Genomic DNA, 16,648 nt, shown 5'->3' on the forward strand with positions numbered 1-16,648 from the left:
ATGAACCAGCAAACGGCTGCGGCCCAAGCGAGCGGCGCGGAATACGCCGCCGGGACTTCGCTGCTCGACGACATCGTCGAGAAGAGCAAGGTCGCGAAATCCGATTCCGAGCATGCGCGTGCGAAGGACCTGATCGGCGAACTCGTGCACCAGGTGCTCGACGGCACGGTGATCGTGTCGGACAACCTGTCGGCCACGATCGATGCGCGCGTCGCGGAACTCGACCGCCTGATTTCCACGCAGCTTTCCGCCGTGATGCACGCGCCGGAATTCCAGCGCCTCGAAAGCACGTGGCGCGGGATGGACTATCTGGTCAAGGAAAGCAACACGGGCCAGACGATCAAGATCAAGGCGCTGCACGCGCCGAAGCGCGACCTCGTGCGCGACTTCAAGGGGGCGAGCGAGTTCGACCAGAGCGCGCTGTTCAAGAAGGTCTACGAAGAGGAATTCGGCACGTTCGGCGGCTCGCCGTTCGGTGCGCTGATCGGCGATTACGAGATCTCGCGCCAGCCGGAAGACATGTACTTCATCGAGCAGATGTCGCACGTCGCCGCGGCCGCGCATGCGCCGTTCATCGCGTCGGCGTCGCCGGAACTGCTCGGCCTCGAGTCGTTCTCCGACCTCGGCAAGCCGCGCGACCTCGGCAAGGTGTTCGACACCGTCGAATACGCGAAGTGGAAGTCGTTCCGCGACGCCGAGGATTCGCGCTACGTCGGCCTGACGCTGCCGCGCTTCCTCGGCCGCCTGCCGTTCAATCCGAAGGACGGCCAGACCGCGGAGAACTTCAACTTCGTCGAGGACGTCGACGGCACCGATCACGACAAGTACCTGTGGTGCAACGCGGCATGGGCCTTCGCGGCCCGCCTGACGGCCGCGTTCGACGACTTCGGCTGGTGCGCGGCGATTCGCGGCGTCGAAGGCGGCGGCCTCGTCGAGGATCTGCCGACCCACACGTTCAAGACCGACGACGGTGAAGTCGCGCTGAAGTGCCCGACCGAAATCGCGATCACCGATCGCCGCGAGAAGGAGCTGAGCGATCTCGGCTTCATCCCGCTCGTCCATTGCAAGAACTCAGATTACGCCGCGTTCTTCGCTGCGCAGTCGGTGCAGAAGCCGAAAAAATACAGCACCGACAGCGCGAATGCGAACGCCGTCCTGTCCGCCCAGCTTCAGTACATCTTCTCGGTATCGCGCGTCGCGCACTATCTGAAGGCGATGATGCGGGACAAGATCGGCAGCTTCGCATCGGCGCAGAACGTGGAGACTTTCCTCAACCGGTGGATTTCGCAGTACGTCCTGCTCGACGACAACGCCTCGCAGGAACAGAAAGCGCAATTTCCGCTGCGCGAGGCATCCATACAAGTGTCGGAGATTCCGGGCAAGCCGGGCTCGTATCGTTCGGTCGCGTTCCTGCGCCCGCACTTTCAGCTCGACGAACTCTCGATTTCTCTGCGACTTGTCGCTGATCTGCCCAAACCGGCAAATTCATAAGCGAGCAAATCGCCCGGGCGGGCCGCCTGGGTAGGACGTTAAAACCACCTCTTTGGGGAGTCGAAGGGCCATGTTACATATGCACTTGCAGTTTGGTAGTCCCGCGGTGAAGGGCGAATCCGCGGACAAGGACCACCAGGGCTGGATCGAACTGAAATCGTGGGATCACTCGATCGTTCAGCCGCGTTCGGCAACCGCATCGACCGCTGGCGGTCACACGATGACGCGTTGCGAGCACGGCGACATGATCTTCACGAAGGAAATCGATTCGTCGAGCCCGCTGCTGTACCAACACGCTTCGGGCGGCACCACGTTCGACGAAGTGACGGTCCATTTCTCGCGCGCGGACGGTGAAGGCAAGCGCGTGCAGTATCTGGAAGTCAAGCTCAAGTACGTGATCATCTCGAGCATCGCCCCGAGCGTTCGCGAGGAAGGTCTGCCCCTCGAGACGTTCTCGCTGAAGTACGCAGCCGTGCAGTGGAAGCAAACCCAGCAGAAGATCGGCGGCAACCAGGGCGGCAACACGCAAGGCGCCTGGAGCCTGACGAAGAACGACAAGACCTACGCGGTTTAAGGTCGGTTGCGGCAACGGGGCGCTTCGCGTCCCGTTGCCGTTTTCGCCGTCCACACCGGCCGATGAAACGATTCGAACCCAGTTTTCTCGACAAGCTGTTCGACGACGAACCGCACCTGCCGGCCTCGGCAGCGATGCGGCAATTGTCGCTGGACGAGCTCAAGACCACGGTCGCCCGCGACGTCGAGGCGATCCTCAACACCCGTATCGCCCACACCGAGAACGAGCTGGCCGCGCTGCCGGAATGCCAGAAGTCGGTGCTGACCTACGGGCTGAACGATTTCGCGGGGCTGAGCCTCGCGAGCCACTACGATCGCGCATTCATCTGCAAGTCGATCCAGCAGGCGATCGCGCGCCATGAGCCGCGCCTGCAGCAGGTGCAGGTGACGTTCGAGCTGAACGAGCAGGCCACCAACGCGCTCTACTTCGCGATCCAGGCACTGCTCGTCGTACACCCGGCCGAGGAGCCGGTGAGTTTCGACGCGATGCTGCAACCGTCGACGCTGCAGTACTCGGTCACGCGCGCACGCGCGGCCCGAATGCAGTAAATCAAGCCGCCGAGCGGGCCGGACCGCCCGGTGGTCAATCAGGTCCGGCAGGAAATATTGAGGTTCGGGGTCGTCGATGGAAGAATTGCTGCCGTATTACGAACGCGAATTATCGTTTTTGCGGCGCTATTCGCGCGATTTCGCCGAACGTTATCCGAAGATCGCCGCGCGTCTCGCGGTGTCGGGCGAGCACTGCGAGGATCCGCACGTCGAGCGGATGATCGAATCGTTCGCGCTGCTCGGCGCGCGCATCAACAAGAAGCTCGACGACGACTACCCGGAATTCACCGAAGCGCTGCTGGAAGTGCTGTATCCGCACTACCTGCGGCCGTTCCCGTCGTGCTCGATCGCGCAGTTCACGCCGGCTTCGCCCGGCCAGCAGACCGAGCCGGTCGTGATCGATCGCGGCACCGAGCTGAAGAGCCGCCCGATCCGCGGCGTGCAATGCCGGTTCCGCACCGCCTACGACGTGACGCTCGCGCCGATCCGCATCTCGGAGGCGCGCTATACGCCGGTCGCGCTCGCGCCGAGCGCGACGGTGCTGCCGTCGAACGCGACGGGCGTGATCTCGATCACGTTCGAATCGCTCGCCGCGCAACTCGATCTCGGCGCGCTGAAACTGTCGACGCTGCGCGCCCATCTGCACGGCGAGCAGTCGTTCGTCGCCGCGCTGACCGACTGCCTGTTCGTCAACGTGCTCGGCGCGTATGTCGAGCCCGAGCGCAACGGCCGCTGGACCGCGCTGCGCAAGCTGCCGATCGCGCAGGCCGGCTTCGCCGAGGACGACGCGCTGATCGACTACCCGGCCAAATCGCATCCCGCGTACCGGCTGCTCACCGAATACTTCGCGTTCCCCGACAAGTTCGATTTCGTCGACTTCGACCTCGCGGCGATCGCACGCGCATCGGGCCGCTGCCAGCGCGCGACGCTGCATCTCGTGCTGCAGGACGTGCGCAGCGATTCGCACGTCGCGCGGCTGCTGGAGCTGCTGACGGCGAGCCATTTCCGGCTGTTCTGCACGCCGATCGTCAATCTGTTCCGCCAGCACGGCGAGCCGATCCGCATCACGCACCGCGCGGTGTCGTATCCGGTGATCGCCGAGGCGCGGCGCGCGTTCGCGTACGAGGTGTACTCGATCGACTCGGTGAAGCTCGTCCGGCAGCAGGCGCACGAGGAATCGGTGATCGAGTTCCGGCCGTTCTATTCGCTGCATCACGGCGAATCGGCGCGGATCGGCCATTACTGGTTCGCGCGCCGCAACGACTGGGTCGCGCAGAAGAGCCCCGGCTACGAAACCGAGATCTCGATCGTCGACATCGACTTCGAGCCGACGTCGCCGCAAACCGACACGCTGAGCCTCGACCTGACCTGCACGAACCGCGACCTGCCGGCGATGCTGGCGTTCGGCCTCGAAGGCGGGGACCTGTTCCAGGAAGGCGGGGCGCAGACGAGCGGCATCTCGATGCTGCGCCGCCCGACGCAGAGCGTGCGCTTCGAGCGCGGCCGCGCCGCGCACTGGCGGCTCGTGTCGCACCTCGCGCTCAACCACGTGTCGCTCGTCGCGCACGGTCTCGCGCCGCTGAAGGAAATGCTCACGCTGTACGACCTGCGACGCACGGCCGTGTCGATGCGCCAGATCGACGGCTTGGCCGGCGTCGAGCAGCGCGGCGCGGTGCAGTGGTTGCCCGGCAAGCCGTTCGCGACTTTCGTGCGCGGTATCGAGATCCGGCTGACGATCGACGAGGAACACTTCGTCGGCGCGAGCCTCGCGTCGTTCGTGCGCGTGCTCGACAGCTTCTTCGGGCTGTACGTCCATCTCAACAGTTTCATTCAATTGGTCGTCGTGTCGAAGCGCACCGGCGAGGAGATCATTCGATGCAAGCCCCGAACCGGCGAATCGATCCTGGCGTAGTCGACGCGCTGCTCGACGAGCCGCACCGCTTCGAGTTCTTCCAGGCGGTGCGCGTGCTCGAAGGGCTGTTCGCGCGGCAGGCGTCGGACGCGCCCGGCGCGTGGCGGCAGGGCGACGTGGTCGCGCAGCGCATCGCATTCCGCAACACGCTGTCGCTTGGTTTCCCGCCGAGCGAAATCGAGGGCGCGCGCTCGTTCGACGGCGACGGCGCGCCACTGAACTCGGACGAACAGCGCGGCGCCGCGCTGGCTGCCGGCGAGCTCGGCCGCGTCGAGCTGACGCCCGCGTTCTTCGGGCTGCTCGGCGGCCAGGGTGCGCTGCCGCTGCACTACACCGAGCAGATCGTCGCGCGCGAGCATCTGAGGCGCGACCACGCGGCGCGCGCGTTCTTCGACGTGTTCTCGAACCGTGCGACCGCGCTGTTCTATGCGGCGTGGAAGAAATACCGGCTGCCGTTCCATTACGAACTCGACCGCGACGAGCGCTACCTGCCGCTGCTGCTCGCGATCGCGGGCGTGCCGAGCGACGAGGTGCGCGACAGTCTCGCGGCCGGCCCCGGCGGCGTGCTCGACGAAGCCGTGGCCGGCTACGCGCTCGCCGCGCGGCACCGGCCGATGTCGGCCGCCTACCTGCAGCGCACGCTGTCCGATTACTTCCGCGTGCCGGTGAAGATCGACCAGTTCGTCGGCAAGTGGTACGACGTGCCGCCCGACCAGTTGAGCATGCTCGGCGAAGTCAACGCGGTGCTCGGTGCGACGGCGCTCGTCGGTGAGCGCGTGTGGCAGCGCGACATGCGCGCGCGGATCGTCGTCGGCCCGCTGTCCAAGCGCGACTACGAAGCGTTCCTGCCCGGCGGCGCGCACGCCGTCGCGCTCGAGCGAATGCTGACGCTGCTCGCCGGCGTCACGCTCGAGTACGAGGTGAAGCTGGTGCTCAAGCGCACGGAAGTCGGCGCGAGCATGCTCGGCGCGGGTTCGCGGCTCGGCTGGGATGCGTTCCTGTGCACGCGCGACGCGGCCGAGGACCGCTCGGACGCCCGCTACGAGCTGCACGTGATTCACTGACCCTAACAACAACACGCAATCGAACCTGAGATCGACGCCATGAGCACGCCCCTGAAGACCCTGATCACGAAACTGAACCCGCTGTGCCGCCACGCAACCGAGCGGGCGGCGAGCGCGTGCCTGGCGCGCGGCCATTACGAGGTCGATCTGGAGCACCTGTTCCTCGCGTTGCTCGACGAAGCGACGGGCGACCTGCCGCTCGCGTTGCGCGCGAGCCGCGTCGATCCGCATGCGCTGCATGCCGATCTCGAGCGCGAACTCACGCGCCTGAAGACGGGCAACACGCGCACGCCGGTGTTCTCCGTGCATCTGATCGCGCTGTTCGAGCAGGCGTGGCTGATCGCGTCGCTCGATTCGCAGCTCGGCCGCATCCGTTCGGGGCACCTGCTGCTCGCGCTGCTGACCGCGCCGGATCTCGCGCAGTTCGCGCAACGGATGTCGTCGCGGTTCGCGGAAATGAACGTGACGGACCTGAAGCACAAGTTCGACGAAATCATGGCCGGCTCGAGCGAGGCCGAGCCGCGCCAGGCGGACGACGAGGGCAGCGACGCCGCGCCGGCCGCCGACGGCTTTGCATCCGCGGCCGGCCCGTCGAAGACGCCCGCGCTCGACACGTACACGACCAACCTCACGCAGCGCGCGCGCGACGGCAAGATCGATCCGGTGATCGGCCGCGAAGCGGAGATCCGCCAGGCGATCGACATCCTGATGCGCCGCCGCCAGAACAACCCGATCATGACCGGCGAGGCCGGCGTCGGCAAAACGGCGGTCGTCGAAGGGCTCGCGCTGCGGATCGCGGCCGACGACGTGCCGCCGCCGTTGCGCGGCGTGGCGTTGCACGTGCTCGACATGGGGCTGCTGCAGGCCGGCGCGAGCGTGAAGGGCGAATTCGAGAACCGGCTGAAGAGCGTGATCGACGAGGTGAAGAAGAGCGCGCACCCGATCATCCTGTTCATCGACGAGGCGCACACGATCATCGGCGCCGGCGGCCAGGCCGGCCAGAACGACGCGGCGAACCTGCTGAAGCCGGCGCTCGCGCGCGGCGAACTGCGCACGATCGCCGCGACGACGTGGAGCGAATACAAGAAGTACTTCGAGAAGGATGCGGCGCTCGCGCGGCGCTTCCAGGTCGTGAAGGTCGAGGAGCCGAGCGAGCCGCTGGCCGCCGCGATGCTGCGCGGGATGTCGGGCCTGATGGAGAAGCACTTCAACGTGCGGATTCTCGACGATGCGATCACCGAGGCCGTGCGCCTGTCGCACCGCTACATCAGCGGCCGCCAGTTGCCGGACAAGGCGATCAGCGTGCTCGACACCGCGTGCGCGAAGGTCGCGCTCGCGCACAGCGCGACGCCGGCGGCGATCGACGATACGAAGAAGCGCATCGAGCGCATCGATGCGGAAATCGCGTCGCTGGAGCGCGAGGCGGCGGGCGGCGCGGTGCACGACGAGCGGCTCGGCGAGCTGCGCGGCGCGCGCGACACGGCGCTCGAACAACTGGCGAAGGACGAAGCACGCTATGAAGCCGAGCGCGTGATCGTCGCCGAGATCACCGAACTGCGCGACGCGCTCGACCGCGCGCGCGGCCCGTCGGAGGACGGCCAGCCGGTCGACGTGCAGGCCACCCGCGACAAGCTCGCCGAACGCGTCGCCGCGCTGCACGCGCTGCAGGGCGGCGAGCCGATGGTGCCGCTGCAGGTCGACGGCCACGTCGTCGCCGAGATCGTCGCCGCGTGGACGGGCATTCCGCTCGGCCGGATGGTGAAGGACGAGATCGACACCGTGCTGAACCTGCAGCCGCTGCTGACCGCGCGCGTGATCGGCCAGGACCACGCGCTGGAGGCGATCGCGCAGCGCGTGCGCACCGCGACCGCGAACCTCGAGGATCCGAACAAGCCGCGCGGCGTGTTCATGTTCGTCGGGCCGTCGGGCGTCGGCAAGACCGAGACGGCGCTGGCGCTGGCCGACATCCTGTACGGCGGCGAGCGCAAGATGGTCACGATCAACATGAGCGAGTACCAGGAAGCGCACAGCGTGTCGGGCCTGAAGGGCTCGCCGCCGGGCTACGTCGGTTACGGCGAAGGCGGCGTGCTGACCGAGGCCGTGCGCCGCAACCCGTATTCCGTCGTGCTGCTCGACGAGGTCGAGAAGGCGCACCCGGACGTGCTCGAGATGTTCTTCCAGGTGTTCGACAAGGGCACGATGGACGATGCGGAAGGGCGCGAGATCGACTTCCGCAACACGCTGATCATCCTGACGTCGAACGTCGGCTCGGCCGCGGTGATGCAGGCGTGCCTGAACAAGCCGGCCGAGGAACTGCCCGATCCGGACGCGCTCGCCGAGACGCTGCGTCCGCAGCTGTACAAGACCTTCAAGCCGGCGTTCCTCGGCCGGATGAAGGTCGTGCCGTACTATCCGATTTCCGACGACGTGCTGGCCGAGATCATCGAGCTGAAGCTCGAGCGCATCCGCCGCCGGATCGACGCGAACCACAAGGCTGCGTTCGAGTGGGACGAGTCGCTCGTCGACGCGGTGCTCGCGCGCTGCACCGAGGTCGATTCGGGCGCCCGCAACGTCGACCACATCCTGAACGGCACGCTGCTGCCGGAGATCGCGGGCCACGTGCTCGGCCGGATCGCCGACGGCGCGGCGATCGCGCGCATCGCGGTGCGCGCGGACGAGGCCGGCGAATTCGCGTACACGGTCGAATGAGCGCGGCGCGCGACATCTCATGCATCAACGGATTCACTGAACCATGCCGATCAATCTCCCCGAGCTGCTGACGCCGATCAGCGACGCGTCGCCCAGCGGCGACGACCTGCTGTTTTCGAACGAATTCGACGCGATCCAGGACGCGCGGCGCTACGACGACCCGACGCTCGACCAGGGCGAATGGGTGACCGAGATCAAGGAGGCCGACTGGGGCTTCGTCGTCGACCATGCGGGCGAGCTGCTGCGCACGCGGACGAAGGACCTGCGGCTCGCCGTATGGCTGACCGAGGCGCTCGCGCTCGAGGACGGCATCACGGGCCTCACCGAAGGCTATGCGTTGCTCGAGGGGATGTGCCGCGACTTCTGGGACACCTTCCACCCGCTGCCCGAGGACGACGACGTCGAGCACCGGCTCGGCAACGTCGCGTGGCTGTCGGGCCGCACGGCCGAGCTGCTGCGCGCGGTGCCGCTGACGGACGGCGCATCGAATGCGTTCAGCACGCTCGACTGGGAAGTCGCGCAGCACGTCGCGCAGTCGATCAAGCGCGACCCCGAACACGCGGACGACATCGCGCGCGGCAAGCCGTCGATCGAGCAGATCGATGCGTCGCGGCGCGTGACGTCGATCGCGTTCTACACGGCGCTGCTGGCGAACCTGAAGGCGTTCGAATTCGCGCTCGATGCGTTCGAGGAGCGGCTCGTCGAGCGCGCGGGCGATTCGGCGCCGAGCTTCCGGCAGGCGCGCGACGCGTTCGAGACCGTCTATCGGCTCGCCGAGCGCTTTGCGCGCGAACAGGGCTATACCGGCAGCGCGCCGCACACGCAGGCGGCGCCGCAGGCCCAGCCAGAACGCATCGAGCCGGTGTTCGGCCAGCCGATCCAGACCGAGGAGACTCACGTGCAGCAGCAGACCGCTTCGCGTCCGCCGGTGACGCAGATGATCGCCGGCATCCAGAACCGCGCGCAGGCCGTCGACCAGTTGCGTGCCGTGGCGCGCTATTTCCGTCAGACCGAGCCGCACAGCCCGGTCGCGTACCTCGCCGACAAGGCGGCCGAATGGGCAGACATGCCGCTGCACAAGTGGCTCGAGAGCGTCGTGAAGGACGACGGCTCGCTGTCGCACATTCGCGAGCTGCTGGGCGTGCGGCCCGACGAGCAGGCGTAAACGCAAGACGGGCGGCGCATCGCTGCCGCCGCCCGTCGTGTACCGTGCCGCGCCGCGTCGCCGTTGAGCGAGCGGCCGGCCGATTTCCCATTACACCCGTTACACCCGTTACTGCCCCACCCGGAACTCGATCCGCCGGTTCCTCGCCCTGCCATCCGCCGTGTCGTTCGGCGCGATCGGCTGATCTGGCCCGACCCCCGTCGTCGTCATCTGCTGCGGCGGAATGTTCTTCGTGATCAGATAACCCTTCACCGCATCCGCGCGCGCCTGGCTCAGCGCGATGTTCGACGTCCGGTTCCCCGAGTTGTCGGTGTGGCCGATGATGTCGACCGTGCGGTTCTGCATCTTCGCGAGCGCGACCGCCATCTGGTCGAGGATCTGCTTGCCCTGCGGCGTCAGCGTCGCGCTGCCGGTCTCGAACTCGATCGTCCGGTTCGCGAGCGTCTGGTCGAGCACGCCCTGTTCGGACGCCGACACGCGCAGCCCGTTCTTGATCGTATACGTCGGGTTCAGCGTGTTCGCCATGTCGCTCGCGAGCTGCTGGCGCTGCGCCTCGTTGTGCACTTCGCCCTTCATCTCGATCTGCGTGCCGTTGATCTTCAACTGGCCCTTGCTGATCTGCTTGAGCTGCGCGCCGAGCAGCTTCTGCACGTTCGCGCTCCAGTTCGGCGGCGTCGCGACGTCGCCCACCTCGATCTGGTCGACGACGTTGGTCGCGCCGTAGGTGTCGCGCAGCTTCTGCAGCACCGCGGCCTTGGTCGCCTCGTCGGGCACCTTGCCGCCGACCACCACCTGGCCGGGCGTGGCGTTCGCGGGCGGCGGCGCGATCGTGCCGGCGGTGCCGTGCACCATCGTGCCCGACGCGCCGCCGGCGCTCGGGTTCGCCTGCGGCAGCGCGGTCGTCGCGACCGTACCGTTGCCGACCGGCGTGACGGTCGCGCCCGTGTTCTGCGCGAAGGCTGCGCCGCTCGCGACGAGGCCGGCTGCGAACAGCACGGCGAGGGCGGGCGAGACGGCGGACGACAAGCGCGTGCGCCGGACCTGAATCGTGCGATGCATGCCGTCAGCCTCCGATGAACGCTTCGCGGAACGCATCGATGGCGAAGCGCAGCGAGAGTTGCGGTTGGTCGAGGTAGCTGAGGAGCTTGCTGATCTGGTGATCGTTTTGCGCATGGGCGTCGATCCACTCGGGATCGTCGATGTCGATGTTGTGGGCGGCGTAAGTCTGCGGGTCGACGACGCTCAGCAGCGTCTTCGCCGACGCGCCGTTGAAGCCGATGACGAGCCGTTCGCGTTCGGCGATCGTGCCGATGAAGATCGCGAGCTCGAAGTCGGCCTGCGCGACGAACGGCGCGATCAGCTCGAGCCAGAACGCCGCGACGAGGCTGCGGTAGAACGGATCCACCGGCAGCGGCAGCGTGAGGCCGCGTTCGATGTGCGACGAGCCGCTCTGCATCACCGGCCGCAGCAGCGAGCCGAGCGCGAGCATCGCGCCGCGCAGCCGCACCGGATGACCGCTTTCGAGCAGCATCTCCTGCAGGCCGTGCAGCGACTGGTGTTCGACGAAATCGTTGAAGGTGCCGTCATGCGACGTGCCGGGGCCGCCGACGTCGATCGGCACCTGCGTGTCGCCGAGCGCCTGCAGCGCGCCGGGCGGCTCGTCCTTGCCGAGCAGCGGCGGGATCTGCGCGGCGACCCGCGACCACAGCCGCGCGAACGCGAGCGGGCTGCGCGCGAGGAAGGCGAGCGGCCGGTCGACTTCCAGCGCGGTGGCGCCGAGGAACGGGAAGCGGCGCATCGACACGTCGTGGCTCGCGACCATGTGGCCCGCGATCGCGAGCTTGCTGCGCGAACCGAGGAACGCGAAATGCATCGGCTTCGCGTCCTCGTAGACGATCTTCCAGCGCGGATCTTCCGCGAGCAGTTCGAGCGCCTGCGCGATCCAGCGATCGAGCGTCTGCAGCAGCTGCGGATTGTGCGCGCTTTTCACGAAGTCGCCGCGCGACGGAATCTTGCCGAAGTAGGCGATTTGCGCCTGTACGGTTTGCGTCATTGCGCCCTCTGTGCATTCGTTGCGTTGGCGGCCGCGACGGCCGGCGCGGCGCCCGGCGTGCCGGTGCCGGCTTGCGTCGCGTTCTGCGCGGCGCCCGCGCTCGCGTCGGCGACCGATGACGGCAGTTGCAGGCCGCGCAGGCTTTGCTGCTGCGGCTGGTCGCCGCCACCGGCCGACGGTTGCGACGTGCTGATGATGCGCATCGTCACCGACACGCTCACGCTGCCCTGTGCCCACGTCAGGTCGAAGGTGCCGTCCGGACGGCGCTTGCGCTGCGCCGAGTTGATCAACTTCTCGAGACCGTAGCGGCCCGGCTCGTTGACGAGCTGCACCGTGCGGCCGTCGAAGGTCGTCGCGGACAGCGTCGCGCCCGGCGAGCCCTGCGGGTTCGGCCACACGAAGTTGGTCCACTGCGGCGGCGTGTTGCGGTAGCGCAGTTGCTGGCCGTCGATCGCGATCGTGTATTCCGTCGTGCCCGTGCTCGGTTGCGGCAGGATCTGGAACACGGTCTGCGGCTCGGACGACGCGGCCGCGCTGCCGGCGGCGCCGCCCGCGAGCGGCGCGACCCAGCGTGCGAAGCCGTTCGTGAAGTCCGGCGTGAGCCCGATGCCCATGTCGCCCCACGTGCGGGCGGCGAGCGTGTCGCCGCGGCGCACCGCGAGCGGCCCGAGCGTCGTGCCGACGAACTTCGCGATCGAGCCGTCCGGGCCGAACACCTGCGCGATCTCGCCGGCGCCGGCCTCGACCTTCGCGTTCGCGGCGAACGGGTACTTGGTCGCGAGCGAGTTCTGGAACGGCTGGTAGACCTGCGCGTTCCACACCTTGTTGACTTCGGCGCTGGCCGGCTGGATCACGACCGCGAACGCCTGCATCAGCGGCCGCACCAGCAGCGGGCGCAGCGACTTGCGTTGCGAATCGGTCAGGCCCGTCAGCATCTGCTCGTCGACGAGCTTCAGCGAATCCGCGAGTTCCGAACCGTTGCCGTCGAGCGTCTGCTGCATCAGCTGGCGCGCGCCCGGCCCCGGGTCGCCCTGGTTCTTGATCACGTTGAAGCGCGTGCGGACCTTCGACAGCGATTCCATGTAGCTCTTCAGCATCGACGTGCCGTCATGCGTCGCGACGATCCGCGCGAGCCCGACGAACTCCTGGCCGATCGGACCCATCGGCACCTCGGCCGGATTGCCGTTGATGTCGATGTTGGCCGCCGCCATCTGGCCGGCCTGCGAGCGCGTGAACAGTTGCTTGACCCAGTTCACGACGCCCGTCTGCGCCTTCTTGATCGTCACGTTCGCGAGCGACGGGTTGTCCCACGACGTCTGGTCGTACGCGGTCTCGAGGATCTTGCGGATCGGCGAATCCTGCGGGTCGCCCAAGCGGTTCATCCCGTCGACGGCCTGGCCGAAGCTCGTGAAGCCTTGCACCGCGATGCCCTGCATGAACTTCTGCCAGTGCTGCGCGTACTCGGTCTTGTACATGCCGACGAGCGTCTTCTGGATCTGCTCGGGGCTGCCCTCGAGCGTCAGGTCGTCCTGCGTCGACGTGTTGAGCACCCAGTCCTTCGCCTGCAGCTCCTTGGTCGCCGCATCGCGGATCGCCGGCTGCACGTAGTCGAACCACGCTTCGCGCGTGAACGTGCCCGGAATCGCGTAGCTGCCTGCCACGAGCCCCTGGTTGCCGTCGCCGACGATGCGCGCGATGGTCATCGGCGCGAAGCGGGTCGACGCACGGGCCTTGATTTCCTCGTACACGCGCTGGCGGGCCGGCATGCCGCGCACCACGCGGCGCAGGTTCTCGCGGGTCTGGTCGACGAGCGCGAGGTTCGCGTCGATCATCGGCCAGTCGTCGTCGTTCACGCGCGACAGGTAGAACGAGATCATGCGCTCGGCGCTGCGGATCATCTCGTCGCGCGGCATGTTGCCGCGATTCGTCTCGAGCCAGCCGCGCCAGAAGCGGGCGAGCTGGTCGGTCAGGTGCGCCTGTTCGACGTGACGCTTGTCGGACAGCATCAGGTAGGTCTTCAGCGCGTTGTACGCGTCCTGCACGTTGGTCGGCGACGCGTCGCTGTAGAGGCCGCCCTGCGGCGCGGCGGGCTGCGGCGGGGCGGCGGCCGACGCGGCGCCCGACGCGGCCAGCGCGGCGCCGGCCTGCGGGGCAGCGCCCGCCGCGTTCGTCGACACCGGCAGCGTGCCGCCCTGCACGGCGCCCGATTCCGGCGGGCGCGTCATCGGCACCAGCTGCTCGGGGTGCGCGTTCACGTCCTTCATGAACGACGCGAGGTTCTGCGACACGGGGGCCAGCAGGATCTGGCGCACGCCGTTGTAGTACTCGGTCAGCAGGTGCTGCTCGAGACGGTCGCCCTGGTACAGGCCGAGCGATACCGACAGCGGCTTGTCGCGGCGGAACTGTTCGAGCTGCTCGATCCGGTCTTCCAGGATGTCCATCGCCTGCAGGCGCGACTGCAGGTCGTTGCGGCCCTGCTGCAGGCGCGTGACGTTGTCGAGGTCGGCCTGCACGTTCGACACGAGCTGCTGGTTGCCGATCGTCGACCAGGTCCAGCCGCCCAGCGCGAGCGCGAGCGCCGCGACGAAGCCGAAGAAGGTCGCGTAGCGCAGCCGCGTCTTGGTCGGGCTCGCGAACTGGCGCACCGTCTGGCGGTCGGCGAAGATCACCTTCGAGAACAGGTCGCGCAGGAAGAAGCCGTTCTTCGAGAACGCGCTGTGCGGTTTCGGCAGCGCGCTCCCGTCGAGGCCGAAGCGTTGCGCGATGCGCTGCGCGGCCGCGCTGTTGGTTTCGCCTTCCTGCAGCGCGCTGGTGAAGTAGAAGCCGCGGAAGATCGGCTTGTACTGGAACGGGTTGTTCTCGAACAGCGTCGCGAGGAACGCGCGCAGCGACGGCTTGATCGTCGAGAATTCGAGCGGGAAGCTGAGCTGGCCCGGCGACAGCTGATTGCCGCGCGACAGCGACAGCTGCGCGACGCTGATTTCCTTCAGCCCTTCGTAGAGTTCCTCGAAGTGCGTGTCGAACTGCGCGACCACGTCGCGCTTGTCGTCGGGCTCGTAGGGCAGGGTGGCGCCCCACACGCGGTCGTACTCGTGCTTGTCGCTGCTGCTGAAGAATTCGGTGAAGCCGGTGATCAGGTCGGCCTTGGTGAACATCACGTAGACCGGCGCGAACACTTCGAGCTTTTCCGTCAGCTCCTGAACGCGCTGACGGAGGTTCTTCGCGAGGTTGATCGCGAATTCGGGGCGGTTGCCGGTGAGTTCGGCGATGCTGGCCGTGACGATGATGCCGTTGATCGGCGCCTTCGGGCGGTAGCGCTTGAGCAGGCCGAGGAAGCCGAGCCACTCGCTGCGGTCTTCCTCGTGCACCGAATAGCGGCCGGCCGTGTCGAGCAGGATCCCTTCGGTCGTGAAGAACCAGTCGCAGTTACGCGTGCCGCCGATGCCGTGGATCACGGCGCTGTTCTTGTCCGCGAACGGGAATTGCAGGCCGGAATTGAGCACGGCGCTGCTCTTGCCCGCGGCCGGGTTGCCGATCACGATGTACCACGGCAGTTCGTACAGCGCGGAGCCGCCCGACACCTGGCCGATCTTCGACGTCTTGATCGTCTTCACCGCGTCCGACAGGCGCGTGCGCAGCACGTCGAGGTCGGCCGTCTTCGCGTCCGGCGCGAGCGCGGCGGCGGCCGGTGCGGCGATCTTGCCGGTTTCCGCCTGCTCTTCCAGCACCTGGCCGAGCTGCTGGTTCGCGCGCTTCACGCGCCAGCGGCGCCACAGCGCGACGACGAGCCATAGCGCGAGGACCGCCGCGAACGCGATGGCCGCCCACAGGAGCGGCAACTGCAGCATGTCGGCGACGATGAACAGAATGGCCGCTAGCGCGACGATCCCGACGATCGAGAGCGTACGCGGATGAGTCAGCACGTTGAGGATGCGTTGCATAGGACGTTCAGGTTCCGGTGCGATTCGATGAGGCGACGCAGGCGCGTCGAGCGGCAAGGGTGGCGCCGCGATGTGTCGCCATGCTGTCAAACGGGATGAAGGAGGCCGGCATCAACGCGCTCGCGGCATCGGAGAAGGCGCGCGCATTAACGAAAGGACGCTGTGAGATTTAAAACGGAAGCGGCGGCCGGAAAAAATCGCGCACCGGAATGCCCGATTGTTTGCGCCGCCCAAATCGTTTCCTGCCGGGTGATTAAAAAGCCCCATGCCGCCCTCATTATTTCTTGTCCGGCAGCCCTGACTAGCTGCCGCGTCCCAGTTTAAAACCGGGTTTATGGTATTCCACGTGCCCGAGATCCATCATTTTCCATCGGCCGCCCCAGGTCAGGCCGACTTGCTCGGCGACCTGGCCGTACAACTGGTAGCCGCGCATCGCCCACGGATCTTTCTCGGAAATGACCAGCTTGCCGTCGCGCAGGAACGCGTTGTCGGCCGCCAGCCCGAACTGGTGATAACTCTGGAAGGCCGCCGCATTGGTCACGTTCGTGCCCATCTGCGCGAGCCGGTTCTGTCGTTCCGGGCTCCGGTAGCCTTCCAGCAGCGCCATTTCATAACCATATTGTTCGTGCATGATCTTGTAGACCAGCAGCAAACGCGTCCGGAAATCCGGGTCCAGCAGGTTCCAGTCGCGGCTTGCGTCCTTCAGCGCCGGGCGGACCTGCTCGACTTCCTTCGTGGCAAAGACTTCCGGCGGCAACGGCGGCGGCGGTACGAGCTGTTCGCCCTGCAACAGCGCGGCGATCTTCTCGTCGGGCACGCGCGCCGTGTCGTCGTACTGAAATAATTGCCGACCGCGTAACGCAATGGCCACCAATGGCGGCGTCGCAAGAATACCTGCCGACACCATAATCATCAAGCGCCGCCGAACCAGTAAATTTTGCACGTCACTAAATGCGCCGCGCGTCACGCTTGCCGATTTAACAATCTGACTGCGCGCGCGGGCGGCGCGATCGTTCGCCCGGCGCGTCAGGCGGCCATGAAACTGGGCGACCGATTCGAAAACGGTCGCGCGGATACCCGGTAAAAGCAACAGTGCCGCGATGGCGACGGCAAGGGCGAAATAGGCGACGAGTGCGACGGCAATCAACGAAATCCCCGGAAATTGGAATTGATTGTGTTTTGCAATGCTTG

General features: G+C 67.0%; 11 protein-coding genes. 7 read left to right on the forward strand and 4 right to left on the reverse strand.

Annotated elements, in window-relative coordinates:
* From tssC to tssA, 7 genes are all read left to right on the forward strand, one after another.
* Entirely contained in the window at positions 1-1,491 is a 1,491-nt protein-coding gene (tssC, locus tag CFB89_RS01970; RefSeq protein ID WP_006477094.1) for a type VI secretion system contractile sheath large subunit, read from the forward strand.
* A gap of 70 nt (positions 1,492-1,561) precedes the next feature.
* Positions 1,562-2,065, forward strand: a complete 504-nt coding sequence (locus tag CFB89_RS01975; RefSeq protein ID WP_006477093.1) for a type VI secretion system tube protein Hcp — start codon at positions 1,562-1,564, stop codon at positions 2,063-2,065.
* A 62-nt stretch (positions 2,066-2,127) separates the two neighbouring features.
* Complete coding sequence (gene tssE / locus CFB89_RS01980; protein WP_089466529.1) at positions 2,128-2,613, forward strand: type VI secretion system baseplate subunit TssE; 486 nt, start codon at positions 2,128-2,130, stop codon at positions 2,611-2,613.
* Between the two features lie 76 nt (positions 2,614-2,689).
* Positions 2,690-4,525, forward strand: a complete 1,836-nt coding sequence (gene tssF / locus CFB89_RS01985) for a type VI secretion system baseplate subunit TssF (RefSeq protein ID WP_089466530.1) — start codon at positions 2,690-2,692, stop codon at positions 4,523-4,525.
* Positions 4,489-5,589: a type VI secretion system baseplate subunit TssG gene (gene tssG, locus CFB89_RS01990; protein ID WP_089466531.1), complete on the forward strand. Its 1,101-nt coding sequence runs from the start codon at positions 4,489-4,491 to the stop codon at positions 5,587-5,589. Before tssF ends, tssG begins: the two co-directional genes overlap by 37 nt.
* Before the next feature lie 39 nt (positions 5,590-5,628).
* On the forward strand, positions 5,629-8,298 hold the full coding sequence (tssH, locus tag CFB89_RS01995) for a type VI secretion system ATPase TssH (RefSeq protein WP_089466532.1): 2,670 nt from the start codon (positions 5,629-5,631) through the stop codon (positions 8,296-8,298).
* Between the two features lie 43 nt (positions 8,299-8,341).
* Positions 8,342-9,463: a type VI secretion system protein TssA gene (gene tssA, locus CFB89_RS02000; protein WP_089466533.1), complete on the forward strand. Its 1,122-nt coding sequence runs from the start codon at positions 8,342-8,344 to the stop codon at positions 9,461-9,463.
* A gap of 108 nt (positions 9,464-9,571) precedes the next feature.
* Here tssA and CFB89_RS02005 read toward each other — a convergent pair whose 3' ends face one another.
* The 4 genes from CFB89_RS02005 to CFB89_RS02020 form a co-directional block, all read right to left on the reverse strand.
* Positions 9,572-10,522 (reverse strand): OmpA family protein, encoded by a 951-nt coding sequence (locus CFB89_RS02005; protein WP_089466534.1) that lies wholly within the window; start codon positions 10,520-10,522, stop codon positions 9,572-9,574.
* Between the two features lie 4 nt (positions 10,523-10,526).
* A complete protein-coding gene (tagF, locus tag CFB89_RS02010) occupies positions 10,527-11,516 on the reverse strand; it encodes a type VI secretion system-associated protein TagF (protein ID WP_089466535.1) in 990 nt (329 codons plus the stop codon).
* Positions 11,513-15,457 (reverse strand): type VI secretion system membrane subunit TssM, encoded by a 3,945-nt coding sequence (gene tssM / locus CFB89_RS02015; RefSeq protein ID WP_089466536.1) that lies wholly within the window; start codon positions 15,455-15,457, stop codon positions 11,513-11,515. Before tssM ends, tagF begins: the two co-directional genes overlap by 4 nt.
* A gap of 301 nt (positions 15,458-15,758) precedes the next feature.
* Entirely contained in the window at positions 15,759-16,604 is an 846-nt protein-coding gene (locus tag CFB89_RS02020; RefSeq protein WP_089466537.1) for a M15 family metallopeptidase, read from the reverse strand.
* Between the last annotated feature and the right edge of the window lie 44 nt (positions 16,605-16,648).

Source organism: Burkholderia sp. AU16741, from assembly GCF_002223345.1.
In the GTDB taxonomy this organism is placed as follows: domain Bacteria; phylum Pseudomonadota; class Gammaproteobacteria; order Burkholderiales; family Burkholderiaceae; genus Burkholderia; species Burkholderia sola.